Below are 23151 nucleotides of genomic sequence, written 5' to 3' on the forward strand. Positions count from 1 at the left end.
AACACTGCAGGGGAGGCAGCGCAATGATACAGCTCAACTACCGGGATTCCCGGCCTATTTACGAACAGATCAAGGACGGCCTGCGCCGGCTGATGATATCCGGGGCGATCCCGGAAGGGGAAAGGCTTCCTTCCGTGCGGCGCCTGGCAGCGGCGCTCACCATCAATCCCAACACCATTCAGCGGGCATACACGGAGCTGGAGGGCGAAGGCTACGTCTCCACGGTGACCGGAAAGGGCTCCTTTGCCTGCAGGCAGGTGCAGACGGGCACGGGAAGACTGCCCGAGCTGTTTTGTCAATTCGACAGAGCGGCGGCGGAGCTTCTTTTCTGGGGGATAGAGCCGGGAGAACTCTCGGGCAGAATTGCCGGGATATCCGGAAAAAAGGAGGAAGAGCAGGTTTGATCGAAGTAAGAAACATTATAAAAAGCTTCGACGGTTTCCGGGCTCTGGACGGTCTTTCCATGTCGGTGCCCGGCGGCTCCATCTATGGCCTCGTGGGACCCAACGGCGCCGGGAAATCCACGCTGATCCGCAATCTCACGGGAATCTACCGGCCGGATTCCGGAGAAATCCGGTTTGACGGAAAACCGGTGTTTGAAAATCTCGCCGTTAAGTCCCGCATCGCAAGCATACCGGACGAACTGTATTTTTTCCTCCAGGCCTCCGTCCTAGATATGATGCGTTTTTACAGGGGGATTTATCCCGCTTTTGACCCGCAGCGGTACAGGGCTCTCAAAGAGGTGTTCGGCATCCGGGAGACCCAGAGCATCCGGCGTCTTTCCAGGGGCATGCAGAAGCAGGTGGCCTTCTGGCTGGCGCTATGCTGCAGGCCGGACTATCTGATCCTGGACGAGCCTGTGGACGGACTGGACCCTGTGATGCGCCGCCAGGTATGGAGCCTCATTCTGTCGGACGCCGCCGACAGGGGCATGACGGTGCTGGTTTCCTCCCACAATCTCCGGGAGCTGGAGGACGTGTGCGATCACGTGGGGATCCTCAACCACGGGAAGCTTCTCCTGGAGCGGTCTTTGGCCGATCTTCAGGGAAACGTGGTAAAAATGCAGGTGGTCTTCCAGGGGGACGCACCGGAGTTCCCGCCCGATCTGGAGATCCTCCATCAAAGCAGAACGGGGCGGATCTACACTCTCATCATCCGGGACACTCCCGCGGGAGCCACCAACCGGCTTGCCGTATACGCACCCATTCTCATGGACGCCGTTCCGCTGACGCTGGAGGAAATTTTTATTTACGAGCTGGGAGGTGCGGACTATGCGGTTAAAGACATCCTTCTTTAACCGGACGGTTTTTACAAGGTCGTTCTTCCGTTTCTGGCCCATCTGGGCGATCTATACCCTGATCTGGGCGTTTCTGTTTCCCATCGCTCTGGGAAACAGTCTGTTTTCCCCTTACAGCACGATGACAACCGACAGTCTCGCCCTCGCCTCTTACATCTATCGGATCATTCAGTACGGCGGCGTGATCATGACCTTTGTTTTCGGCGTCGTTGCCGCCATGGCTGTTTTTTCCTATCTGTATTCTCCGAAAAGCGCGGGGATGATGCACGCGCTGCCTATCCGCCGGGAAGGACTCTTCTTTTCCAACTATCTGGCGGGGCTCTGCTTTTTCCTCATCCCCCACGCAGTGCTGTTCGTACTGGCGCTGCTTGTGGAAGCCGGGGCCGGCTTCGTTTCTCCCGCGCCGCTGCTGGTCTGGCTGGGCGCCGTCACCGCCATGGCCGTATTCTTCTATTCCTTTGCCGTCTTCTGCGGCATGTTTACTGGAAATATCCTGGCCCTGCCGGTTTTTTACGGGGTCCTCAGCTTTCTTACTCCCGCCATAGAATATCTGATCCGTTCGGTTTTGGGGGATTTCCTGTTCGGGTATTCCAACCGGTACTCCGACTTCATTACCCTCGCTTTTTCTCCGGCGGCGAAGCTCCTCACAGGTCTTTCCCCCCAGGCAATCTACCGGGAAGGCTCAGGCGGGGTTAATGGGGAGGTAATCGGCTACATTCCGGGCAACTGGCGCTTTCTCGTTTACTACTTTGCCGTGGCCCTAATCCTCATTGCCGCCGCTCTCTTCGTGTATCAGATCAGGAGAAGCGAGTCCGCGGGGGATCTGGTTTCCGTGCGGGGTATGCGCCCGGTATTCAAATTCGGGGTCTCCGCCTGCGCGGCTCTGGCTTTGGGGCAAATGTTCTACTACTTTATCTCCTCCTCCATTCCCTCTTACGCCTTCTTTAACCCCTGGATCCTGCTGCTGTGCATGCTTCTTCTGGGATTCGTGGGGTATTTCGCCTCGGAAATGCTGCTGCGAAAGTCCTTTCGGGTATTCGGACAAAGCTATAAAGGGTTTCTGATTTTTTCCGCTCTGCTGGTCCTCTTCACCACGGCGCTGGAATACGACTTCTTCGGGTATGAAAGAGCCGTGCCTTCCCCGGAATCCGTCCAGTCCGTTTCCCTGCTGCCCAGCAGTACTTTTCCCTACTATACCGGGCAGCTTCTTTTTGAGGACCAGGAGGAAATCCGCGCCGCAATCGCGCTGCACGGCGATATCGTCGAAACCAAGGCATCCATCGAGCAGTCAGTACGGGAGTACTACGCAGGCGGGGCGGACTACTCCCCGAAAGCCGCGGAATATACCAGCACGAATTTTTATTCCGGCAGCGAATCTTCCCTCATCACGCTTCAGATTCTCTACACGCTTACCGACGGGAACACCGTGCGCCGGCAGTACACCCTCCCCGTCACCACCGGGGGGCTTTCGGATCCGGACGGCTTCGCCGGACGGCTTGACGAGCTGATCAACTCGGACGGCGGCGTTCTTTCCGGTCTCTTTCCTTCCGGTTTTTCAGCGGAAGATCTCACGGGGGGCACCGTGGGCTTCTCAGGAGGCAGGCAAACCACCGAAATCAGCCGGGAGCAGGCAATGGCCCTCTATGACGCGGTTATGGCGGACAGGAAGGAGAACGCCATCGGCAGGCTTTACCTCCTTGACAATCAGGAGTATTATAGTGCCGTATACGACAACCCCATCGAACTGTATTTCAGCGGGGTATATCCCGGCTGGACCTACAGCAGCGGCAAATATGAAAGCCACAGCGTCACCATCTGGCCGGAAACCGGCTCCGAGCACACCATCGAGGCCCTCGAGAAACTGGGGATTGTGAATCCGGATTCCCCGCTGGTCGTAAAGGGGGTTTCCGCCGGAACCGAATGGAACAAGAAATACTACATCGATTAACACGGAGGCTGTATGAAGGCAATTGTTTTAGCGGCGGGCAAGGGAACGCGCCTGCAGACCGAGGGGATTCCCCTTCCCAAAGTGATGCGCAGCGCCTGCGGCCGGCCGCTGCTGTCCTACGTGCTGCAGGAGCTGGATTTTCTTTCGCCGGGGGAGATCGCAGTCGTGGTGGGATACCGGAAGGAGAACGTCATTCCGGCGTTTCCCGGCTATCGGTTCGCGGAGCAAAAAGAGCAGCTGGGAACGGGGCACGCCGTTTTATCGGCATCCGGCCTGTTTGCCGGGTATCAGGGCCCCGTGCTGGTCTGCTGCGGAGACATGCCCCTGATGAAAAAAAGCACCTATCAGGCCCTTATTCGGACCCATCTGGAGGAGGGCAATCTCTGCACCGTCCTCACCGGGAGGGCAGAGCATCCTCTGCCGTACGGGCGCGTTATCCGGGACGGGGAGGGCCGTTTTCTCGCCATCCGCGAGGAAAAGGACTGCAATGCCGAGGAAAGGGAGATCCGGGAGCTCAATTCCGGGGTCTATGTGTTCGACGCCGAAACGCTTTTTTCCGCCCTGCCGAGGCTTAAAAACTCCAATGCTCAAGGGGAATACTATCTCACCGACGTGCCTTCCCTCATCCTGAGCGAGGGGGGGCGCGTAGGCATCTGCGAAGCCTGCGGCGAGGAGGAAATGCTGGGAGTCAACACGCCGGACCAGCTCCGGGAGGTGGAGGAGCAAATTCGCCGCAGGAAGGCCTGATTCAGATACTATACCGCAGATTTTCACATACTGACCCCAAAACGCCGGGAGAGCAAGCTCTTCCGGCGTTTTGGGGAAACCGTCGAAAAACTCTGTTTTCCGACGGAAACGTAAGAAGGAACGCGCCTTTGAAAAGGCGCGCAAAGTATGCTACGCGGAAAGTGAATTCCCGCGCTGCATTGTGATTTCATCTTTTGCGGATTCCGGTCACGGAGCGCAACGCAAAATCCGCAAAAGCTTTTCGCCGGCGGCGAAAAGAACGACGGGTTTTCGGACACTGACCCCAAAACGCCGGGAGAGCAAGCTCTCCCGGCGTTTTGGGGTCAGTATCAGTAATCAGGAGGATATCATAGTAAGCGCAGCTCAGATGATTGAGCCCTGGAGCAATATGCCCAGATTTTCCTTATAGATGGTGTCGAACTGAGAAATGGGGATGGGATTTTTCCCGAGACCAACCTCGACGGTATAGCCGGGGCGCCGGTATTCCTGGATGAACCAGTCCTTATAGCCGGCGTAGGAGGCGATCCCCGTCGCGACTTCCAGGGTGTAGCCGCTGACAGCGGCAAACTGCTGACCGATGATCTTCGCCTCGGGCGGCGCGAGGTCCATGAAGTTCCAGTAAATCACGCGGCCCTGGGTATGATAGGCGATGGCCAGGCGAAAGTCGTGGTCCCGGGTGAAGGCCACCATGGTCCGAGTTTCTGGTTCGGACTCCGGACCGGGGCCGGAATAGCGGGTGGGGCCGGGGCCGGTGATGCCCAGGGCGGCCTCTGCTTCCTTGGAGGCCTCCCAGGCGGCGTTGTAATTGTGGTTTAAGTCCACGCCCCGGTTGTTGGCCTGCCAGTCGGAGGAAAAGTCGTCGCTGCCGCCGTTCCAGCGGATCAGATCCTCGTAGTAGGGGTTTCCGGGCTTGAGGCCGTTCAGGACCAGATCCACTCCGTCGGGATTGACCATGGGAACGAGGTATATGCTGCTGATGTTCCAGATCTCCCTGGGATCATACCCTTTCAGCGTACGGCCCAGGGCATAGGCTCTCAGGAAATCCTCGGCAAATTTCATGAGAAGGGGCGAGGTGATCCATTCCAGGCTGTGATGGGCAGCGTTGTAAAAAACCTGATTGGAGCCCGCGCCCAGGCGAAGGTAATAGAGGTTTTTCCCCAGAACGCTCTTGCCCGCGACCCCTGTTTCCAGAAAGGGATAGCGCGCCTTCAGGCCCAGAATGTCTCTTTCCATCCCCTCATAGGTGTAGGAAATATTGGTGTCCACCACCGGAAAGGGAAAGGGCAAAATCACCTTCTGCCCCACCTGAAGATTGCCCGGCTCCACGCCGGGATTGGCTGCCAGCACCAGGTCCAGGTCCGCCCGCTGCTTTCTTGCCAGATTATAAAACGTGTCACCGGGTTTTACGGTATACTGCAGATATCCAAGGTAAAAAGGATTTAAGGCTTCCCGGGTCTTCGGACCCACAATTCCGTCGGATGTCAGCCCCATGTCCCGCTGAAAACGCATTACCGCCTGTCTGGTGTCCCCGCCGAAGAGTCCGTCCACCTCGCCGGGATTGTACCCCATCTTTTTCAGCAGCGCCTGCAGCTCCATGACGTCGGTGCCCGACATTCCTGTTTTCAGCGTCCTCGTACCATCACCTCCCGTCGGATTTTACCGCCGGGTTATGCTTCCGCCCGGCCGGATTCCCGGCTCTTTTCATATCTATTCCGCTCCGGTCCCGTTCATGTGTGTTTTACAGTCCGTTTCGTATTTTTCATGAAATAAACCCTCTCCCCGCCCCGGCATATTTCCGGCGAGAGGAGAGGGTTTATCCTATCATTTTCAGGCCGCGGCGGCGGGGGAAACTTCCGGGGCCGGGGTAACGGAGGGCGAAGGCGTCTCCAGCGGTGCGGGAGACGCGGACGGAGCCGGCTGGGACACGCCCGCGTCCAGACGGGTGATGGAATAGGCGTTGCGAAGCTCCCCAGTGGCCTGCCCGTCATATTCGATCTGCACCGAATCGCCCACATTCAGGATTACCGCCGCTTCGCTTTCCTCCGCGGATATCACGTAATATTCCGACTTGCCGTCCAGCCGGATATAATAGTAGGAATTACCGTCCTTGACCGCGGTTCGGATCTCCGCCACCGTTCCCGTCACGGTGTTCTGGGGCAGCGACTCCTCCTGTGTCACGTTGTTTTCCACCAGAAGGGAAACGTAATCCCGCTCGCACTCGGCAACCGACTGCCCGGTCCCCACGATCTGATACTGCCTCACGTTCACCATGGCGTACATCTTCACCAGGCCCGCGTTGTCCTTCAGGGCCATGAAATAGGTGGGCTGATTGGAAATATTCAGAAGCAGCGGGAAGGTGGCCACGTAGTTCAAATGCTGCACCACGCCCTCCGCGGAGGACATGGCGGAGTATTCCTCCGCGCCGGGTATACTGTAATAGGTCGTTTGCTTGGTGCGCTGATTGGATAGGATAAAGCCGATGTTGGACTGGTCCCCGGTAACGGAGGTAATGCCCGTGTAGACGTACACGTCGTCGTTCATCGCGATATAGTTATACCCGTCGGTGGTGACGGTGACTCCCCGCTGCCCGAAGATGGAATTGAAAAACCCGTTGCGGTACAGCCCGTAATAATCGTACTGCTCAATGATCAGTTCCGCGGTATACACCCGGTCCACCCAGGCGGGGACCTCCTCCTTGGGATAATACACAGACTCACCCGTAACGGCGTTTACCAGAACCGCGCCGAAGATATCCGTTCCGCCGAAAAGCCCGATGGTCTTCTCCACCCTGGGGCAGATCCAATAGGGCTCCCCGTCGTCGTTTATCTCGAAAACAGGCGCGTCAAACATATAAGTCGGGTACCGGAAACGGAGATACCGGTAAAGGTTCCTGCTGAAATGCTCGGCCGTGGTGTATTTGATGCCGTCCTGCAGACGGACCACCTCCACCCCCTGGGTTACCATATCGATGATAAGGTAAGCGGGGATCCCCTCGGAACGGTTGTTCCACCACTTGATGATATCCCCGTACACCAGGGGAGTCACGCGGACCGGGCGGTTTTTGTAGTTGATCTGGGTGTAGTTGTCCGCCACCTCAAACTGGCTGACCATGTCGGACAGCTCGCCCATTTTACGGTCTCCCAGCTTTTCCGCCGAATCCTTATCCAGCATGGGGATCTTGTCGTAGGAAATCTCCTTCACATCCTCGGTAAAATCCCCCTGAGCGACGGAAATCAAATCTTTATACGACCCGGCGCGAAACAGGGGAACGGAAATCACCGTACCTACGATGAAAACAAGGATGAGGGCCACGACGACCACCAGAGGAACCATACACTGCTGCTTCACAAAGGCACCGTATTCCCGGAAGCCTCCGCCGGTCTGAAATCCCGAGGTCAGCAGGGCGCTGACGGTATAAATCACGCAAAGGAGAAAAATGAAGCCGTAAAAATCAACAGAATGCAGATTCAGCGGGGGCAGGTTCACATAGAAATACACAGCGCCGATAACCACCGTAACAAGAAGATTGATCAGCGTCCTCTTTACGGAAGCGGCCGGGCCACCCGCGGGCTTTTGCTCCCGGGTCGGGCGGGCGCTGTCGCGTTTGCCGAATCCGAAGTGAAACCCATTTGCCTGACTGAACATAAAGAATAACTCCATTTCTCCGGCGAGGAATCGTTGAGCGCTCCGGCGGATGTGCCGGAACCGTTTCCGAAGCGCCAGCGTACGGGGAAGGAACGCCGTGTCCTGTACCGCGCCGCTTCGGTCTGCCACACCGGGGCCGGACCCGAAGCCTAGACTTTTCTGCAGAATACTATTATACCGTATTCCCGAAAAATGCGCAACCAATCCATCCTCAGCCAAAGGGAAGCCTGTGAAAAGAACGGAACTATCTCCGCTAAACCTCGGAGGCCTTCCGCCAACGGCGGAAGGCCTCCTTCGCTATGTATGAAACATTTTTATTCGCCGTCTTTATAAATCTCGCAGGAATCCACCAGATATCCGCCGCCGATTCCGTTCCCGCTTTTCAGGAAGACCAGCGCCCGGCCGTAATAGATGGGGTCTCCGCCGGTGTTGGGAGAGGCGTACAGAATGCACCACACCTTCGCGCCTTCCGCGGTCGCCTCACCGTGATAAATCTGGACCCAAACCGTCGTTTTAAGAGACGTCCTCCGCGTGAACACCACCGCGTCTCCGGTCCGTGTCACGACGCCGCCGGAAGAGGAGGCGTCATACTGATAGTTGCCGGAAGCGTCCTTGTTCAGATCTCCCACGGCGAAAACCGAGCGGTAAATCTCTCCCAGCTGCGTGTCGGTAACCGTCACCGAATCCGTATTCGTCACAAGGCCCTCGAACAGGCTTCCCTCCGCCACGGAGTAAAGAACGCACGTGGCTGTTTTCAGCGAGGGGGTTCCGTCTATGACGGTATAGCCGCTGTCCAGCATGGAGGCGCCCACATATTCCAGGACTGTCCCCAGGGCGCTCCCCTGAGAATCGGTCAGGTCCAGCGCAGCCAGCGTTTCTTTGTCAACACCGCGGGAAAAGGAGTTCCCGCCGAGAAATCCCGCCGCTTCCATCACCCGGTACAGGAAGGTCGCCACCTCCGCCCGGCCCATGGTGCCCTCCGGGTTCAGCAGCTCGCCGCTTCCCTGAATCATTCCGCCGCCCACCATTTCCGTCACCGCGTCCAGAGCATAGGGATACACACTGTCGAAATCCGAGAAGTCCTCCGGCACAGTTGCATCTTCCGTTTCCGGCAGATAGGCTCCCACCGCCGCCAACGTCCGGCTCACCAGCACCATAGCGTCCTGCCTGGTGATGCCGGAGGAAGGGCTGAACATCCCCCCGGAACCTTTGGCGATTCCCAGCGCCTTGGCCGTCAGGACAGCTTCGCAGTAATAACTGTCCTGAGAAACGTCGGAAAAATTCTCCTCCGTTCCGCCTTCCAGATCAAAGGCCCGGACGAGCATCAGCATAAAATCGGCCCGGGTGATCCGCGTCTCGGGCAGGAACATTCCGCCCCCCGCCCCCTGGACCACGTAGGCCTCGTACAGTTTGTCCACCGCATCGGCCGCCCAGGAATAATTCTCTCCCACGTCGTTAAAATATTTGGAACGAACGGCGGAAGCCGGAGTGGACAGGATCAGGGCCGCCAGGGCAAAGGAAAGCACCAGCAGCAGCTTTCGTTTTGTCCTCATTGCATTTCCTCCTGACAGTTGGATTGGGAAATCCGTTTTTCCCTAAATTATAACAATGTCGTATCAAATTATTACAATTTGGTATCATTATAGCACACTCGTTCTGATTTGTGCCGAAAAACCTTCGGTTAGGACCGCTCCAAATTATACCATGGAGCCATACCGTTTTGTATTTGGCCGGAGAATGGATTTTTTCCAGAACAATATCCAGAAGCTGCCACAGACAAAATAAAAGGCCGGAGAATACACATCTCCAGCCTTTTATTTTTCGCTTCGATTCCGTTTTTACGCCGTCGGTTCCGTTTCAAAGCCGTCACCCAGGTCGTATCCCACCAGAGCCCAGGTTATGGACTTATCCTCTCCGACGGTGTATCGGTACAAAATGGAGCAGGCGACGTGCCCGTCCTCCGCTCTGGCGTAGACCCAGGACTCGCTGAGAATCACGGTTTCATCCGGCAGGAAGGCGGGAGTACCGCCCAGAACGCCGCCGAAGGGGATCAACTCCGGATGGGCCATCAGATCGGCTTTCAAATCGCCGGCGGTTATTCCCAGGCTCGCCAGGTATGACACGGCAATTGGGGAATCGGCGCCGGAAGCCGGCACCGCAGCCGGCGTTTCTGTGGGCTTCGCCGTAAGCGACGGCTCCGGGGTAACGACAGCGGTGGGCGAGGGAGTAGTGGCGGCCGACGGCGCGCAGGCCGACAGGGCAAATACCGCTGCGGCCGAAACGGCCAGTAAAGCAATCATATAACGAGTTTTCATATGTATACGTCCTCCTTCTTTTCATGCAGGCGTATCATTTCCATTCTTTACGCTCTTTCCTTTCAGTCCATTATACCACAAGCGCAACGCGTTTCGTGGTATATGGCATCGTTCGCGCTTCCGCCTGGAAGGCGGGAGCAAACCGCGCCGTCCTGCCCGGTATAATAACCGCTTTGCGGCTATTATATCATAAACGCAACCGCCGTTTATGATATAATTTGTTGCGCCGGGTCTCCGACGCCATATTATTAAGATCTCAGCGCATGCTCCAAGAGAGAGCATATGCGCGGTCTTTCGCCCGCCTTACGGATATTCTGCCGCAAACCGCTCTGCCGTATAAATTCGGAGCACGCCGATGAAAGATATTTCTTTTCAATTATGTCGAATTATGTTATAGTTTTTTTTATAAACTTAAAATTATATGGAGGAATACGAATGGCCAATTATCAGGCGGAATACCGTTCTAAGGTAGTTTCCGTAGACGAAGCGCTTTCCCATATCAAAAGCGGATACTCCATCAGTTCGGCATTTGCAGGAAACGAACCCTTTACGCTCTTGGGCAATCTGCACAAGCTGCAGGGCAAGGTATCCGGAATCAAGGTCTTTACCTCACTGAACCTGGCAAAATACGAATTTATGAACAACCCCGCGTATAAAGACACCTTCGATGTGCAGTCCAATTTCATGATGGAAACCAATCGTCAGGCACACAAGGCAGGCCTTTTAACTTATATGCCCGGCCATCTTCACGACGGCACCTCCCGGTGGATCTCCCACAACGGCATGAACGTATACGTCGGCGCCGTCTCCCCCATGGACAAGCACGGATACTTCCGCATGTCCCTTAGCATGGTCCACGAAAGAATTCTTCTGGAGCACGCCGACCTTGTCATTGTCGAGGTCAATCCCAACATGCCCATCGTATTCGGCGACAACGAGCTTCACGTCAGCGACGTGGACTATGTCGTCGAGGTCAACACTCCCATCCCCACCCTTCCGAAGGGCGCCATCGGGCCCAAGGAAAAGGCCATCGGGGAATACGTTTCCACGCTGGTGAACGACGGGGACACCATCCAGCTGGGCATCGGCGCCATTCCCGACGCCGTGGGTGCCGCCTTTATGGACAAGCACGATCTGGGCGTGCACACGGAGATGATCACCAGCGTGATCGCCGATCTTGTGGACGCGGGCGTCGTCACCGGGAAAAAGAAGACTCTGCACCCGAGAAAGATCGTTGCCACCTTTGCCCTGGGTTCCAAGGAACTGTACGATGTTCTTGACAACAACCCCGCCATCATGATCATGGACGGCTCCTATACGAACAACTCCTGGGTCATGGCCCAGAATGACAATATGGTCTCCATCAACAACGGCCTCGCGGTGGACCTCACCGGGCAGGTCTGCTCGGAATCGGTGGGCTCCCTGCAGTACAGCGGAACCGGCGGGCAGAACGACACCGCCGTGGGCGCCATCCACTCCAAGAACGGCCGCTCCATCATCGCCCTCAAGTCCACCGCCAAGAACGACACCATTTCCACCATTTCTGCCCAGCTTCCGTTGGGTTCCGTGGTCACGCTTTCCCGCAACAACCTGGATTATGTGGTCACCGAATACGGCATTGCTCCCATGAAGGGCAGAACCGTCCGCGAAAGGGTCAACAATCTGGCAGCCATCGCACACCCCAATTTCCGTGCCCAGCTGAAGGCCGACGCGGAAAAGCTCATGCTCTGGTAATTCGGATTCATAAAAAGGGGAGCCGCCTTACACAGCGGCTCTCCTTTTCGTTAAAATGAAGCCGGCGCCTGTATTTCAGGCGCCGGCTTTCTTTTACACCACGGCGTGTTCCGCCGGGGCAAATACGATTTTTCCGTCGTCCGCCTTCGCGATCACCGTATCCCCTTTCTTCAGGGACCCGTCGAGATATTTCTCGGCGACGGTGTCTTCTATGGCGTTCTGGATGGCGCGGCGGAGTGGACGGGCTCCGAAGACCGGGTCAAACCCCGTCTTAACCAGGACGTCCAGCGCCCCGTCGTCCACCCGGAGCGTAATTCCCAGCTCGGAAATCCTGCCCTCCACCACGGAGAGCATGCGCTGGGCAATCTCCCGGATGTTCTCTTTGGTGAGCTGATGGAAGACGATGATCTCATCCACACGGTTTAGAAATTCCGGGCGGAAGGTGCGCTTCAAGTCGCTCATCACCGCGCTGCGGATCTCCTCAAACCGGGCCTTTTCGCTCTTTTCCCCCTCTTCCAGCTGGGCAAATCCCAGACGCTTGTGCTCGGTGAGGTTTTTGGCCCCCACGTTGGAGGTCATCACGATCACCGTGTTTTTGAAGTCCACCCGCCGGCCCTGGGCGTCCGTCAGGATGCCGTCCTCCATGATCTGCAGGAGAACGTTGAACACATCCTCATGGGCCTTTTCGATTTCGTCGAAGAGAATCACCGAATAGGGTTTTCTCCTTACCTTTTCCGTGAGCTGTCCGCCCTCGTCGTAACCCACATATCCCGGCGGAGAACCGATGAGGCGGGAGACGGTATGCTTTTCCATATATTCGGACATATCCACACGGATCATGGCGTTTTCGTCCCCGAACATCGCCTCGGCCAGGGCCTTGCTCAGTTCGGTCTTGCCGACGCCGGTGGGTCCCAGGAAGATGAATGAGCCGATGGGCCGTTTGGGATCCTTGAGCCCCACGCGGCCGCGGCGTATCGCCCGGGCAACGGCTTTCACCGCTTCCTCCTGGCCAACCACCCGCCGGTGGAGGGTCTCCTCCATTTTCAGAAGCCGGGTCCCCTCGTCCTCGGTGAGCCTCGTCACGGGAATTCCGGTCCAGAGGGAAACCACGGCGGCTATATCCTCTTCCCGGACCTCGCTGCGCAGGCTTCTCTGGTGCTTTCTCTCCTGCTCGATCTGGGCGCGAAGGTTGTTTTCAATGTCCCTGAGCCGGGCGGCCTTTTCAAAGTCCTGGGCCTGGACGGCAGCGTCCTTCTCCGCTTTCGTGGACTTGAGCCGGGACTCCATGGCCTTGATATCGGGAGGCAAAGTAAAGTTTTCCATCCGCACCCGGGAGGCGGCCTCGTCGATGAGGTCGATGGCCTTATCCGGCAGGAACCGATCGTTGATATACCGGCGGGACATGGTCACGGCCGCCTGAAGGGCGCCGTCTCCGATGGTCAGCTTGTGATGGGCCTCGTATCTTGAGCGAAGGCCCTTTAGAATATCCAGGGTCTCCTCCGGGCTGGGCTCGCCCACCTGAATGGGCTGGAACCGGCGCTCCAGGGCGGAGTCCTTCTCAATGTACTTTCTGTATTCGTTCAGGGTCGTGGCTCCGATCACCTGAATCTCTCCCCGCCCAAGGGCGGGCTTTATAATGTTGGCGGCGTCGATGGCTCCCTCCGCCGCTCCCGCTCCCACGATGGTATGGAGCTCGTCGATGAAGAGAATGATGTTCCCCAGACGCTTGACTTCCTTGATGGCCGCTTTCACGCGTTCTTCAAATTCACCCCGGTACTTAGTCCCGGCCACCATGCCGGACATATCCAGGGTGAGAATCCTTTTATTGCGCAGGGTTTCCGGAATGTCGCCCGCTACGATCTTCTCGGCCAGGCCTTCCGCGATGGCGGTCTTGCCCACACCGGGCTCCCCGATGAGAACGGGGTTATTCTTGGTGCGGCGGCTGAGGATCTGGATCACTCTCTGGATCTCCTTGGATCTTCCGATCACCGGGTCCAGCTTTCCCTTGCGGGCGGCTTCCGTCAGGTCCCTGGTAAAGTCCTCCAGGGCCTTGTTTTTCCCCTCACCCTCCGTCTTCTGATCTTTCTCGGAGGATTCTTCACCGGAGGATTCGCTGCCTCCCCTTGCCTGGGCAAGGGTGCTGGCGTACAGCTCCCGGAGGTCCACGCCCGCGGCTTCGATGATCCGGGCCGCGATGCCGCCTCCCTCCCGGAGGATTCCCATGAGCAGGTGTTCGGTGCCCACGTTACCGCGGCCCATCTGAGCCGCTTCGGCCATGGCCAGTTCAATGATCCTGCGGGATCTGGGCGTCAGCCCCTGGGAGGGGGAGGAGCCCGACGCACCGACGCCGATACTCTCGGCAATGGTGTCCCGGATCATCTCTTCCGTGAGTCCGGCTTCCAGAAGGGTCTGGCAGGCCATCCCCTCCTTTTCCCTGGCGAGACCCAACAGGATATGCTCGCTTCCTACATAGCCGTGGCCCAGCTCGGCGGCTGCTTCCTGCGCCAGGCGAAGAGCGTTCTGCGCTCTGCGTGTAAATCTATTTTCATTCATGCCGTATCCCTCATTTTTCCGCGGGAGTACTTCCTCCCTTGTTTTCCAACTGTCTGATCTTATCCCGCAGTTCGGCGGCCAGCTCGTAATCCTGGGCGTCCGAGGCGTCCTGCAGCTGCCGGTGTAGCAGTTGAAGCTCCCTGCGGGCCTTCAGCTTTTCAGCCACCGCCTCCGGGATGGTATGGTCCGCCGTCCCGACCTGCTTCTCCGCGCGGTCCGGATCTCCGGGCCGTTTGGCTTCCGGGATTTCCCCCGCCGCGCCTTCCACATTCCTGGAGGCGATGATGGCGGGTATCACAAGCCAGCCTCCGGTAAACTGGGACAAAATGGCGCTGAGCGTCGGGTCCTCTTCCCGTCCCGTCCAGGAGGCGGCATTGAAATGGGCCGCGCAGTCCTCGCAGAGGTGCTGCTCACTGATCGTTCCGTTTATGTTTCTGGTATAATGAAATACCGCTTCGTGTTTTCCGCAATTTTGGCAAAGCATTACAATCCCTCCTTGGGCAGCCGATCATTGAAGGATACGCCGATTCCTCACACCGCATGAATGAGAATTCTCTTAAGTATATCCGCGCGGAGCGGATTGCGTTCCTCGGTATGCACCGATCGAAGCGCTTTGTCGCTCACCGCGGCAACAATGATCTGGGCTATATGTTCCTCTATCACTCCGCCGGAGAGAAGATTGGAGCAGATGGCGCAGGCGCTCCACTCGTCTATCTCGTCCCCAATGGCATTGATGGCGTGCATCAGCATGGTCTTTCGGTCCAGGCGGACACGGGTGATGCGGATGTATCCGTTGCCTCCGCGCCTGCTTTCCACAATGTATCCGTGCTCCGGGGAAAACCGGGTGGACATCACGTAGTTTATCTGGCTGGGCACACAGTTGAACTTCTGCGCCAGCTCCCCGCGCTGCAGTTCCAGAACACCGTCCGTCTGGGCAAGGGCATCCTGGATAAAATCCGCAATCAAATCACTGATTCCCATGATCGTCATTCCTTTGTGCGGCTCTTCCCTACCGGGAGGAACCCGTTTTGACATTGTTTGACTATTCTAAGTTTAATCTATTTTCCGTTTTCGGTCAATTATCATTTTCAACCTTCTCTGACCAAATAGCGCGAATCCCACCATCCGCTTCCCTTATCCTTGCATTTGCTTCTCTTTTCTCCGCTTTCCTTTTTCCCGATCCTTGTGCTTTTCCGTTTCAGCGGTTAAGGGGGATTCCAAGCGTCTCGGAGAATGGGGATGGCTGCTGGGAGCCCTGCTCAGATCCGGCACCAGACTCCCGGCGGTCTCCATCGTGTCGAGATAATCTCGTCTCATACCGTCACTCCTCCCGTCAATTCACCAAGTATCCCCGCAAGAGCAAAAAATATTCCCCTGTTTTGGGAAAGAATCTTGCTTTTTCCCGATTTCGTGGTAGAATAGCAGACAGTAACAAAGTGGGAGGTGTATTTCTATGGCATATGTGATCAGTGACAAGTGCATCAGCTGCGGTTCCTGCCAGGGCGAGTGCCCCGTGGGCGCGATTTCCGCAGGGGATGACAAATACGTAATCGACGCCAATTCCTGCATTGACTGCGGGACATGCGCCGATACCTGCCCGGTAGGTGCAATCTCCCAGGGCTGAGCAAGATCCTTACATACGCGCCGCAGGCTTGTGCCTGCGGCGCGTTTTTCCATCTGAAAGACGTTGGGTGCTGTAAAAAACGGGCATCCTTATCTTAGGGCAGCAGGAAAATTTCATTCCGCCGGATGCTGCTGTTGCGGTGATTCGGGCTTTCGTGCTATGATACTTGTGATTCGCGGGAAGAAGGACAAGGGAGGGGGGCGGAAGGCATGGAACATGTGGAGGAGCTCTGGCCGGGAGGATTCCGGCTGATCTCCGACGACCGCCACTTCAAGCTTGGCACCGATTCGGCCATGCTCGCCGCCTTTCCGGCTCTTTCCGCCGGCTGCCGCGTCTGCGATCTGGGGTGCGGAACCGGGGTCCTGCCCATTCTGATGTCCGCGCGGTGCCCGGATCTCCGGATCGACGGAATCGACATTCAGGAATCCGCCCTTTCGCTGGCGGCGCGGAACATCGCCCTCAACGGGCTTGCGGATTCCGTCCGCCTCATTAGAGCCGATCTGCGGAATCCGGAGGAGCTGCCGGAAGCCGGCAGCTACGACCTGGCGGTTTCCAATCCGCCTTATTTCCCCAAAAACAGCGGATTTTCAAAAGCGGAGGACACCATCGCCGAAGCCCGGGACGACAGAAGCTGCACCGTTACCGAGGTATGCGCCGCCGCGTCCCGCCTGGTCCGGTGGGGCGGGCGGTTCGCTGTGGTCTTCCGCCCGGAGCGCCTGGTGGATCTTTTCTGGGCCATGCGGCTGCACGGGATCGAACCGAAACGGCTGCGCATGGTCCGGCACCGGTCCGGCGGTCCCGTTTCTTTGATCCTGGCGGAGGGCCGCCGGGGAGGAAAACCGGGTCTGAAGCTGGAGCGGGATCTCGTGCTGCTCCATCCGGACGGCACGGAAACCGACGAGGTAAAAGCCATCTACCGCCGAAAACAGAACTGAGGTGAAACCTTATGCCGGGAACCTTATATCTTGTTGCAACGCCCATCGGGAATCTGGGCGATATTTCCCCCCGCGCAGTCCGGGCACTGGAAGAGGCCGATTTTATCGCGGCGGAGGATACCCGGGTCACACTTAAGCTGCTCAATCACCTGGGCATCAAAAAAAAGCTGGTGAGCTATTACGCCCACAACCGTACGGAGGCAGGTCCGGGAATCCGGGACCGCCTATTAAGCGGAGAAAGCTGCGCTCTTGTCACCGACGCAGGCACTCCCGCCGTCAGCGATCCGGGAGAGGATCTCGTGGTACTCTGCGCCGAGGCGGGGATCCCCGTGTCGGCCGTTCCGGGGCCCTGCGCGCTCATTTCCGCCCTCGCGGTTTCGGGGCTTCCCACGGGACGTTTCACCTTTGAGGGATTTCTCAGCACCAGCCGGCAAAGCCGGAAAAAGCATCTTGCCTCTCTCGGGGACGAAACCCGGACCATGATCTTCTACGAGGCTCCCCACAAGCTGGTATCCACCCTCACGGATCTTCTGGCGGAGCTGGGAGACAGGAGGATAAGCGTCTGCCGGGAGCTTACCAAGCTCCACGAGGAGATCCTCCGGACCACTTTGAAGGAAGCTCTTTCGTATTTCTCCTTTGTTCCTCCCCGGGGGGAGTTTGTGCTTGTGGTGGAAGGAGCCTCTCCTCCCAGCCATCCGGCCCTGACCCTGGAGGAGGGCGCGGAGCTGGTGCTGCAGCGCCGGTCCGAGGGTCTTTCCCTGAAGGACGCGGCCCGGCAAGTTTCGGAAGAGACGGGGCTTCCCAAAAACGCGCTCTATTATGCCAGTCTGAATCACTGAAAAAAAAACACAGCCCTTTCCGGCGTTTGCCATCGGAAAGGGCTTTTCATATTTTCAGGCCGCTCAAGCATCTGTCGCTGTTAACCGCTTATCTAATTCCGACCTGCCAGGCTTATGTACGGCCATTTAACCGTATATTACTATCTGTATAATTTGGAGGAAATGTGTTTTCACACAGCCATCACATTCTATGTCATCTTTCCTACCCGGTGCGGAAATCCAGCGTTTCAGGCATGTGCTTTCAGGCATTGCTCACTTTTTGCACGGAAACCGAAATTACTTGTTTTTCAGCTCCTTGATGCAGTTGGGGCAGACGTTTTTACCCTTGTAGTTGATGACATCCCGCGCATCGTCGCAGAAGATGCAGGCCGGCTGATATTTCTTCAGCACAATGGAAGCGCCGTCCACATAGATCTCCAGCGAGTCCTTTTCCGCGATGTCCAGGGTGCGGCGGAGTTCGATGGGCAAAACGATTCTTCCCAGTTCGTCAACCTTTCTGACGATTCCAGTTGATTTCATATTCTATCCTCCTTTCCGGATTTCCCATTTACTGTTATCATAGTCCAGAATCTGTAATTATCATAACATAACGTATTCATTTGTCAATATTCATTTGTAAATTATTTTGGAAAAAGCACTAATTCCCACAGAAAATGTGTTATTATCACGTCTCCTGCCATATCCCGCCGCACCGGAAGCGGCGCCTTGTCTCATGATTTGCCCCGCGGCCGTATATATATAGTCCAGAAGCCCGGGAATCAGACAGCCCGGGCCGGAGGGAGTGTTTTCAATGGCAATGGCCTGGATCTGGACTTTTATGACCGTGTTTTCCATTTTCTGCGCCGTCCTCACAGGACGGATTGACGCCCTCGGCTCGGCCGTGCTGGAAGGAGGCGCCGCGGCCGTTACGCTTTGTCTTTCCATGGCGGGCATCCTGTGCCTCTGGACCGGAGTTATTTCCGTGATGCGGGAGGCGGGAATGATACGCGCTCTGTCCCGCCTGTTTCGCCCCGTTCTCTCCTTTCTCTTCCCCGGAGTCCGGGGAAACGAGGAGATCCTGTCGGCAATTTCCTCCAACGTCTCCGCCAATCTGCTGGGGCTGGGAAATGCGGCCACACCCATGGGGGTCAAGGCGGCCTGCCTCATGTCCAGAGCTTCCGGGAAGCGGGCCACGGACGATCTGTGCATGCTGGTGGTGGTAAACACCGCATCCATCCAGCTGATTCCCGCCACCGTGGCCGGCGTCCGGGCTGGACTGGGCGCCCAGGCGCCTTTCGATATCCTGCCGGCCGTGTGGTTCACCTCGGCGATGTCCGTCCTGGCCGGAGTTCTGGCAGCAAAGCTGCTTTCCGCCGTTTGGAGGCGGTTTGAATGAATACGGTTTCTTCCTTACTGGTCCCGGTTATCATCGGGTTCACTGCGGTATACGCGCTCTCCCGGAAGGTGGATGTCTTTTCCGCCCTCGTTCGGGGAGCCGGCGAGGGACTCACCGTGATGATGAAAATCTTCCCCGCCCTCATAGGCCTTCTGACGGCGGTATATATGTTCCGCGCCTCGGGAGCCATGGATCTCATGGCCCAGGTCCTTTCGCCCCTACTGGGCGCCCTGGGAATCCCGCCGGAAACCGTCGGGCTGATGCTTGTCCGCCCCATCAGCGGAAGCGGCGCCCTGGCCGTGGGCGCGGAGCTCATGTCCTCCTACGGGCCGGACTCCACTGTGGGCCGGACGGCCGCCGTGATGCTGGGTTCCACCGAAACCACTTTCTATACCATCGCGATTTACCTGGGTTCGGCGGGGGTCACCAAAACCCGCTACACCATCCCGGCGGCTTTGACCGCGGATCTCACGGGGTTTATCGTGGCAGCGGCGTCGGTGCGTCTCTTTTTCCATTGAGGCGAGCAGGATCCCACCCGCGGGTCTTATCCTATAGGACAATCAGGCCGTATTTATCCTTCAGGCGTTCCAGGACGTCCGCTTCGATGGCGCCCGTCCCGTCGTAAAACGCCCGGCCGTTATAAAGCCTCAGGGCCTTTTCCAGGATCTCCGGAGAATCGGAGAGCAGGCAGAGGGCTTCGCGGATCATATACTGGGCCTCATTGAAGACATCCAGGTCGTCCTGGCTGTACACGGCAATTTTTACGGCGCCGCTGGGCGCGTCCTCCGCTTCGAGAATATCCTCCTCCAAGTGGGGGGAGCATTCGATGGTCTCCCCCACGTCCACGGTGGGAGATATAAAATGTACTTCCGTCCGGCTGGCGCAGAGGATGCTGTCCTCATCCCGGGGAAAACCTGCCGGCGCGGACAAATCCATGGCATCCACAGCTTTCCGCAGGGCCGCGATATGTTCGGGACCCGTTCCACAGCAGCCGCCGAAAATCCGGGCGCCGGCCCGAGCCAGGTCCGGGACACAGGCGGCAAATTCCTCCGGACTCAAATAACATGCCGGATCGTTTCCCTCTTCAGCGGGAAGCCCCGCATTGGGCTTTGCGACCAGGGGGACGGCGGCATAGGGAGTAAGCCTGCGCAGGCCTTCCAGGACCATCTTCGGGCCTTCGGAGCAGTTGATGCCGAAAGCCGCGGCCCCAAGGCCCTCCATGATGACGCAGGCGGCCAGGATATCGGCCCCGTCCGCCGTTTCGCCGTCTCCGTCCACGGTGAAGCAAACCATCACCGGCCGGGAGGAAACCTCCCGCAGCGCGATCACCGCGGCGCGGGCCTCTGCGATATCCGTCATGGTCTCCACCACGAAGAGGTCCACACCGGCCTCTTCCAGCGCTCTCCCCTGCCGGGCGAAGATTTCAATCAGCCTCTCCAGCCTGTCGGGTTCCTCTTCGTCCAGAAGCGGGCCCACCGGAGACAGGTTCCCCGCCACCAGGGCTTTGCCGCCGGACGCCCGCCTGGAGAGGGCCACCAGTGCGGCGTTATATTCCTCCACCTTGTCTTCCAGGCCGAAGCGCGCAAGACGCGGGCCGTTGGCGCCGAAGGTGGGGGCCAGAATCACGTCCGAGCCTGCCTCAACGTATCTTTTCTGAAGTTCCACGAGAATTTCCGGGTGAGCGAGCACCCACTGCTCGGTGCACGCCTCGGGAGGCATCCCCTGCTCCCGGAGTGCCGTTCCGGTTGCGCCGTCCATGAGGAACGGCAATCGCAACGGAATTGCGTCCATTTTTCCGTTCTCCTCCTTAGATCACATTCAATCAAATAAAATCACATTTTAACCGGCGCCGAAACGCCAATGAGCTTCAATCCGTTTTCCAGCACGGCCCGAACGCTGTCGGCCAGCTTCAGCCGGGCCGATAGGACCTCCGGATCCGCTCCCTTGAGCCGGTTGGAGGTGTAAAAGCGGTGGAACCGGGCCGCGAGTTCGATGAGATAGCGGTTGATGCGGGAGGGATCCAGCTCCCGGGCCACCAGGCGGACCTCCTCGGGAAGCTGAGAGAGCTGCTTAATCAGTTCGTGCTCCACTTCGGTGGACAAAAGCGACGCGTCGATCCCGGAGGAGGCGGGAACCTCGGCTCCCTCCAGCGCCAGGGCGGAGATGAGGCTGCAGATCCTGGCGTGGGCGTACTGTACGTAATAGACGGGATTTTCGCTGTCCTGGCGGACGGCAAGCCCCATATCAAATTCCAGATGGGTATTGGGCCGGGAATTGAACCAGAATCTGGCCGCGTCCACGGAGATCTCGTCCAGCAGGTCCGACAGGGCGATGGCCTTGCCGGTGCGCTTGGAGACCTTCACCGTCTCTCCGTCCCGTGTGAGGTGGACCAGCTGCATGATGAGAAATTCCAGGCGGCTGTTGTCGATCCCCAGAGCGGTGATCCCCTTTTTAAAGCGGAGAGCGTGCCCGTGATGGTCCGCTCCCAGGACATCGATGACCCGGTCGAAGCCCCGCACCTGGAATTTATTCCTATGGTAGGCCATGTCCACGGCAAAATAGGTGTACCCCCCCGTGGAGCGGCGGAGCACCTCGTCCTTTTCCGCGCCGAAATCGGTGACCCGGAACCAGAGGGCGCCGTCCTTCTCATAGGTGTATCCCTTTTCCACAAGAATCCGGATGGTGTCCTCCACGTATCCGCTCTCGTGAAGGGAGGACTCCCGGAACCACTCGTCGTAGGTGATCCCGTACCGCTCCAGATCGGCGCGCATCTTCTCGATATTGTATTTCAGGCCGAACTCCATCATAACCTGCCGGCGTTCCGCCTCGTCCGCTTTCAGATACCGGTCCCCGTAAACGTTCCGGAAAATTCCGGCCAGGGTGACGATATCCTCTCCGTGATACCCGTTTTCGGGTATGCCGGAGGCCTTGTCCCCCAGGAAAAGCTGGAGGTACCTGGCCTCCAGGGACCTGGCAAAGAGCTCTACCTGGTTTCCCGCGTCATTGACGTAAAATTCCCGCCAGACATCGTACCCGGCGCGCTCCAGAATGGAGGCCAGCGCGTCCCCCAGAACGCCGCCCCGGGCATTGCCGATGGTCATGGTCCCGGTGGGATTGGCGGAAACAAACTCCACCATGACTTTTTTCCCCCGGCCCTCGTCCACGGAACCGTAGGTTTCCCCGTCCTCCTCAATGGAGGAGAGAACCTGACGGTACCAGGTGTCGGCAAGGCGGAGGTTTATAAACCCGGCGCCCGCCACCTCGGCCGATTTGAAATAAGACCCCTCCAGCCCAAGCCGGGGCAGGATCTGCTCCGCGATCTTTCTGGGCGGCAGTTTCAGCTGCCGGGCCGCCGCCAGGGCAAACCCGGAGGTGTAATCGCCGTGGGACGCATCCTTCGGAATTTCAATTGTTCCCACCGCCGCCGCTCCGGCCGGCAGAGCTCCTTCCGCAACCGCCGTTTCATAGGCCGCCCCGACGAGATTGGAAAGCTCGTCTCCCGCCGCCTGTACCATATTCGTCATAGCGCACCTCTAGCTTAAAATTCTGTTTTTCCCGTTTGCTCCGACTTCCCGCACATTGATTTTGAAGATATTCTCCCCGGCCACCGCGTGGTCGATTTCAATGGCATAGTCGATCTCGATATCGCCGCCCAGGTCGCTCAGCTCCGTTTTTACCCTGCTGGCGCTGACGCCGATGGTCATGGCGCCGTATACCGTCTCATAGAGGGAAAAGTGCTTTTTCCCCTCCTCAAATATCATCTGGGAGCTCACGGGTCCCATGCGCAGAAGAGTTACGCGGCCCCGTTCAATCTGGAAGGTGGTGGTGGTGCCCTCCAGCCCGGTGAGCTCGCTTTCCAGATAGCTGAGTGTATATCCGTTCTCCGTCCCGGAATACGTACCGGAGGTCACCAGCTCGACGGTCTCCTCTCCGGCATCGTCGAAGGACTGTTTCCCCTGTATGGAAATAATAACCTCTTTATTATTCATAGAAAACGCTCATTTCTGTCAAAAAGATTTCCCGCCTCCGGCTTTATCATATAAACCAATCTATTATACACAGACCGGTTCCTTTTGTAAATATGTTCTATTTTCCCGGATTCGCGCCCGGGGCCGGACCGCGCGGACGTCAAGGCATCC

General features: G+C 57.7%; 21 protein-coding genes. 10 read left to right on the forward strand and 11 right to left on the reverse strand.

Annotated features, from left to right (window positions below):
- Window positions 1-23: 23 nt before the first annotated feature.
- From B9A13_RS04965 to B9A13_RS04980, 4 genes are read left to right on the forward strand one after another with little or no spacing between them, the layout of a single operon-like run.
- Window positions 24-404, forward strand: coding sequence for a GntR family transcriptional regulator (locus B9A13_RS04965; RefSeq protein ID WP_084233957.1), 381 nt, complete (start codon window positions 24-26; stop codon window positions 402-404).
- Window positions 401-1297 (forward strand): ABC transporter ATP-binding protein, encoded by an 897-nt coding sequence (locus B9A13_RS04970; RefSeq protein ID WP_084233958.1) that lies wholly within the window; start codon window positions 401-403, stop codon window positions 1295-1297. The genes B9A13_RS04965 and B9A13_RS04970 overlap by 4 nt, the downstream gene beginning before the upstream one ends.
- Window positions 1272-3245 (forward strand): hypothetical protein, encoded by a 1974-nt coding sequence (locus B9A13_RS04975; protein WP_143806892.1) that lies wholly within the window; start codon window positions 1272-1274, stop codon window positions 3243-3245. Before B9A13_RS04970 ends, B9A13_RS04975 begins: the two co-directional genes overlap by 26 nt.
- Window positions 3246-3257: 12 nt before the next feature.
- The gene (locus B9A13_RS04980) at window positions 3258-3992 is read left to right on the forward strand and encodes a sugar phosphate nucleotidyltransferase (RefSeq protein ID WP_084233960.1); all 735 of its coding nucleotides are present in this window, start codon (window positions 3258-3260) and stop codon (window positions 3990-3992) included.
- 363 nt (window positions 3993-4355) lie between these two features.
- On the opposite strand, the gene B9A13_RS04985 is transcribed toward B9A13_RS04980, so the two are convergent.
- The 4 genes from B9A13_RS04985 to B9A13_RS05000 all read right to left on the reverse strand — a co-directional run bounded on the left by B9A13_RS04985 (window position 4356) and on the right by B9A13_RS05000 (window position 9952).
- Complete coding sequence (locus B9A13_RS04985) at window positions 4356-5606, reverse strand: M14 family metallopeptidase (RefSeq protein ID WP_084233961.1); 1251 nt, start codon at window positions 5604-5606, stop codon at window positions 4356-4358.
- A gap of 213 nt (window positions 5607-5819) precedes the next feature.
- Window positions 5820-7637 carry a CvpA family protein gene (locus B9A13_RS04990; RefSeq protein WP_200809686.1) on the reverse strand — a complete coding sequence of 606 codons (1818 nt, stop codon included), beginning with the start codon at window positions 7635-7637 and terminating at the stop codon, window positions 5820-5822.
- 314 nt (window positions 7638-7951) lie between these two features.
- On the reverse strand, window positions 7952-9190 hold the full coding sequence (locus B9A13_RS04995) for an S-layer homology domain-containing protein (RefSeq protein ID WP_084233962.1): 1239 nt from the start codon (window positions 9188-9190) through the stop codon (window positions 7952-7954).
- Window positions 9191-9475: 285 nt separating this feature from the next.
- On the reverse strand, window positions 9476-9952 hold the full coding sequence (locus tag B9A13_RS05000) for a hypothetical protein (RefSeq protein ID WP_084233963.1): 477 nt from the start codon (window positions 9950-9952) through the stop codon (window positions 9476-9478).
- 435 nt (window positions 9953-10387) lie between these two features.
- Between B9A13_RS05000 and B9A13_RS05005 the strand changes: the two genes are divergently transcribed.
- Complete coding sequence (locus B9A13_RS05005) at window positions 10388-11686, forward strand: acetyl-CoA hydrolase/transferase family protein (protein WP_084233964.1); 1299 nt, start codon at window positions 10388-10390, stop codon at window positions 11684-11686.
- Between the two features lie 93 nt (window positions 11687-11779).
- Here B9A13_RS05005 and B9A13_RS05010 read toward each other — a convergent pair whose 3' ends face one another.
- Genes B9A13_RS05010 through B9A13_RS05020 form a run of 3 tightly spaced genes read right to left on the reverse strand, consistent with a single transcriptional unit; the run spans window position 11780 to window position 15220 of the window.
- Window positions 11780-14239, reverse strand: a complete 2460-nt coding sequence (locus tag B9A13_RS05010) for an ATP-dependent Clp protease ATP-binding subunit (protein ID WP_084233965.1) — start codon at window positions 14237-14239, stop codon at window positions 11780-11782.
- A 10-nt stretch (window positions 14240-14249) separates the two neighbouring features.
- Window positions 14250-14723: a UvrB/UvrC motif-containing protein gene (locus B9A13_RS05015; protein ID WP_084233966.1), complete on the reverse strand. Its 474-nt coding sequence runs from the start codon at window positions 14721-14723 to the stop codon at window positions 14250-14252.
- Window positions 14724-14770: 47 nt separating this feature from the next.
- On the reverse strand, window positions 14771-15220 hold the full coding sequence (locus B9A13_RS05020; RefSeq protein ID WP_084234374.1) for a CtsR family transcriptional regulator: 450 nt from the start codon (window positions 15218-15220) through the stop codon (window positions 14771-14773).
- A gap of 472 nt (window positions 15221-15692) precedes the next feature.
- On the opposite strand from B9A13_RS05020, the gene B9A13_RS05025 reads away from it, so the two are divergent.
- From B9A13_RS05025 to rsmI, 3 genes are all read left to right on the forward strand, one after another.
- Window positions 15693-15863 carry a DUF362 domain-containing protein gene (locus tag B9A13_RS05025; RefSeq protein WP_084233967.1) on the forward strand — a complete coding sequence of 57 codons (171 nt, stop codon included), beginning with the start codon at window positions 15693-15695 and terminating at the stop codon, window positions 15861-15863.
- Window positions 15864-16072: 209 nt separating this feature from the next.
- The gene (locus tag B9A13_RS05030; protein ID WP_084233968.1) at window positions 16073-16798 is read left to right on the forward strand and encodes a tRNA1(Val) (adenine(37)-N6)-methyltransferase; all 726 of its coding nucleotides are present in this window, start codon (window positions 16073-16075) and stop codon (window positions 16796-16798) included.
- 11 nt (window positions 16799-16809) lie between these two features.
- Complete coding sequence (gene rsmI, locus B9A13_RS05035; protein ID WP_084233969.1) at window positions 16810-17637, forward strand: 16S rRNA (cytidine(1402)-2'-O)-methyltransferase; 828 nt, start codon at window positions 16810-16812, stop codon at window positions 17635-17637.
- Between the two features lie 276 nt (window positions 17638-17913).
- Here rsmI and B9A13_RS05040 read toward each other — a convergent pair whose 3' ends face one another.
- Entirely contained in the window at window positions 17914-18156 is a 243-nt protein-coding gene (locus B9A13_RS05040) for an AbrB/MazE/SpoVT family DNA-binding domain-containing protein (RefSeq protein WP_084233970.1), read from the reverse strand.
- Between the two features lie 271 nt (window positions 18157-18427).
- Between B9A13_RS05040 and B9A13_RS05045 the strand changes: the two genes are divergently transcribed.
- Both B9A13_RS05045 and B9A13_RS05050 read left to right on the forward strand, forming a co-directional pair.
- Entirely contained in the window at window positions 18428-19012 is a 585-nt protein-coding gene (locus tag B9A13_RS05045; protein ID WP_084233971.1) for a nucleoside recognition domain-containing protein, read from the forward strand.
- Window positions 19009-19530, forward strand: coding sequence for a spore maturation protein (locus tag B9A13_RS05050; protein WP_084233972.1), 522 nt, complete (start codon window positions 19009-19011; stop codon window positions 19528-19530). The genes B9A13_RS05045 and B9A13_RS05050 overlap by 4 nt, the downstream gene beginning before the upstream one ends.
- Before the next feature lie 31 nt (window positions 19531-19561).
- Here B9A13_RS05050 and B9A13_RS05055 read toward each other — a convergent pair whose 3' ends face one another.
- From B9A13_RS05055 to B9A13_RS05065, 3 genes are read right to left on the reverse strand one after another with little or no spacing between them, the layout of a single operon-like run.
- A complete protein-coding gene (locus tag B9A13_RS05055) occupies window positions 19562-20803 on the reverse strand; it encodes a homocysteine S-methyltransferase family protein (protein ID WP_084233973.1) in 1242 nt (413 codons plus the stop codon).
- A gap of 41 nt (window positions 20804-20844) precedes the next feature.
- Entirely contained in the window at window positions 20845-22536 is a 1692-nt protein-coding gene (gene argS, locus B9A13_RS05060; RefSeq protein ID WP_084233974.1) for an arginine--tRNA ligase, read from the reverse strand.
- A 9-nt stretch (window positions 22537-22545) separates the two neighbouring features.
- The gene (locus B9A13_RS05065; RefSeq protein WP_084233975.1) at window positions 22546-23001 is read right to left on the reverse strand and encodes a YwiB family protein; all 456 of its coding nucleotides are present in this window, start codon (window positions 22999-23001) and stop codon (window positions 22546-22548) included.
- Window positions 23002-23151: the final 150 nt, after the last annotated feature.

This window comes from Papillibacter cinnamivorans DSM 12816 (assembly GCF_900176335.1).
Taxonomy (GTDB): Bacteria; Bacillota; Clostridia; order Oscillospirales; family Oscillospiraceae; genus Papillibacter; species Papillibacter cinnamivorans.

Coding starts and splice junctions, on each gene's coding strand:
- B9A13_RS04965 (WP_084233957.1), top strand. CDS start 24: ATGATACAGCTCAACTACCGGGATTCCCGGCCTATTTACGAACAGATC.
- B9A13_RS04975 (WP_143806892.1), top strand. CDS start 1,272: ATGCGGTTAAAGACATCCTTCTTTAACCGGACGGTTTTTACAAGGTCG.
- B9A13_RS04980 (WP_084233960.1), top strand. CDS start 3,258: ATGAAGGCAATTGTTTTAGCGGCGGGCAAGGGAACGCGCCTGCAGACC.
- B9A13_RS04985 (WP_084233961.1), bottom strand. CDS start 5,606: ATGTCGGGCACCGACGTCATGGAGCTGCAGGCGCTGCTGAAAAAGATG.
- B9A13_RS04990 (WP_200809686.1), bottom strand. CDS start 7,637: ATGTTCAGTCAGGCAAATGGGTTTCACTTCGGATTCGGCAAACGCGAC.
- B9A13_RS04995 (WP_084233962.1), bottom strand. CDS start 9,190: ATGAGGACAAAACGAAAGCTGCTGCTGGTGCTTTCCTTTGCCCTGGCG.
- B9A13_RS05000 (WP_084233963.1), bottom strand. CDS start 9,952: ATGAAAACTCGTTATATGATTGCTTTACTGGCCGTTTCGGCCGCAGCG.
- B9A13_RS05005 (WP_084233964.1), top strand. CDS start 10,388: ATGGCCAATTATCAGGCGGAATACCGTTCTAAGGTAGTTTCCGTAGAC.
- B9A13_RS05010 (WP_084233965.1), bottom strand. CDS start 14,239: ATGAATGAAAATAGATTTACACGCAGAGCGCAGAACGCTCTTCGCCTG.
- B9A13_RS05015 (WP_084233966.1), bottom strand. CDS start 14,723: ATGCTTTGCCAAAATTGCGGAAAACACGAAGCGGTATTTCATTATACC.
- B9A13_RS05020 (WP_084234374.1), bottom strand. CDS start 15,220: ATGGGAATCAGTGATTTGATTGCGGATTTTATCCAGGATGCCCTTGCC.
- B9A13_RS05025 (WP_084233967.1), top strand. CDS start 15,693: ATGGCATATGTGATCAGTGACAAGTGCATCAGCTGCGGTTCCTGCCAG.
- B9A13_RS05030 (WP_084233968.1), top strand. CDS start 16,073: ATGGAACATGTGGAGGAGCTCTGGCCGGGAGGATTCCGGCTGATCTCC.
- rsmI (WP_084233969.1), top strand. CDS start 16,810: ATGCCGGGAACCTTATATCTTGTTGCAACGCCCATCGGGAATCTGGGC.
- B9A13_RS05040 (WP_084233970.1), bottom strand. CDS start 18,156: ATGAAATCAACTGGAATCGTCAGAAAGGTTGACGAACTGGGAAGAATC.
- B9A13_RS05045 (WP_084233971.1), top strand. CDS start 18,428: ATGGCAATGGCCTGGATCTGGACTTTTATGACCGTGTTTTCCATTTTC.
- B9A13_RS05050 (WP_084233972.1), top strand. CDS start 19,009: ATGAATACGGTTTCTTCCTTACTGGTCCCGGTTATCATCGGGTTCACT.
- B9A13_RS05055 (WP_084233973.1), bottom strand. CDS start 20,803: ATGGACGCAATTCCGTTGCGATTGCCGTTCCTCATGGACGGCGCAACC.
- argS (WP_084233974.1), bottom strand. CDS start 22,536: ATGACGAATATGGTACAGGCGGCGGGAGACGAGCTTTCCAATCTCGTC.
- B9A13_RS05065 (WP_084233975.1), bottom strand. CDS start 23,001: ATGAATAATAAAGAGGTTATTATTTCCATACAGGGGAAACAGTCCTTC.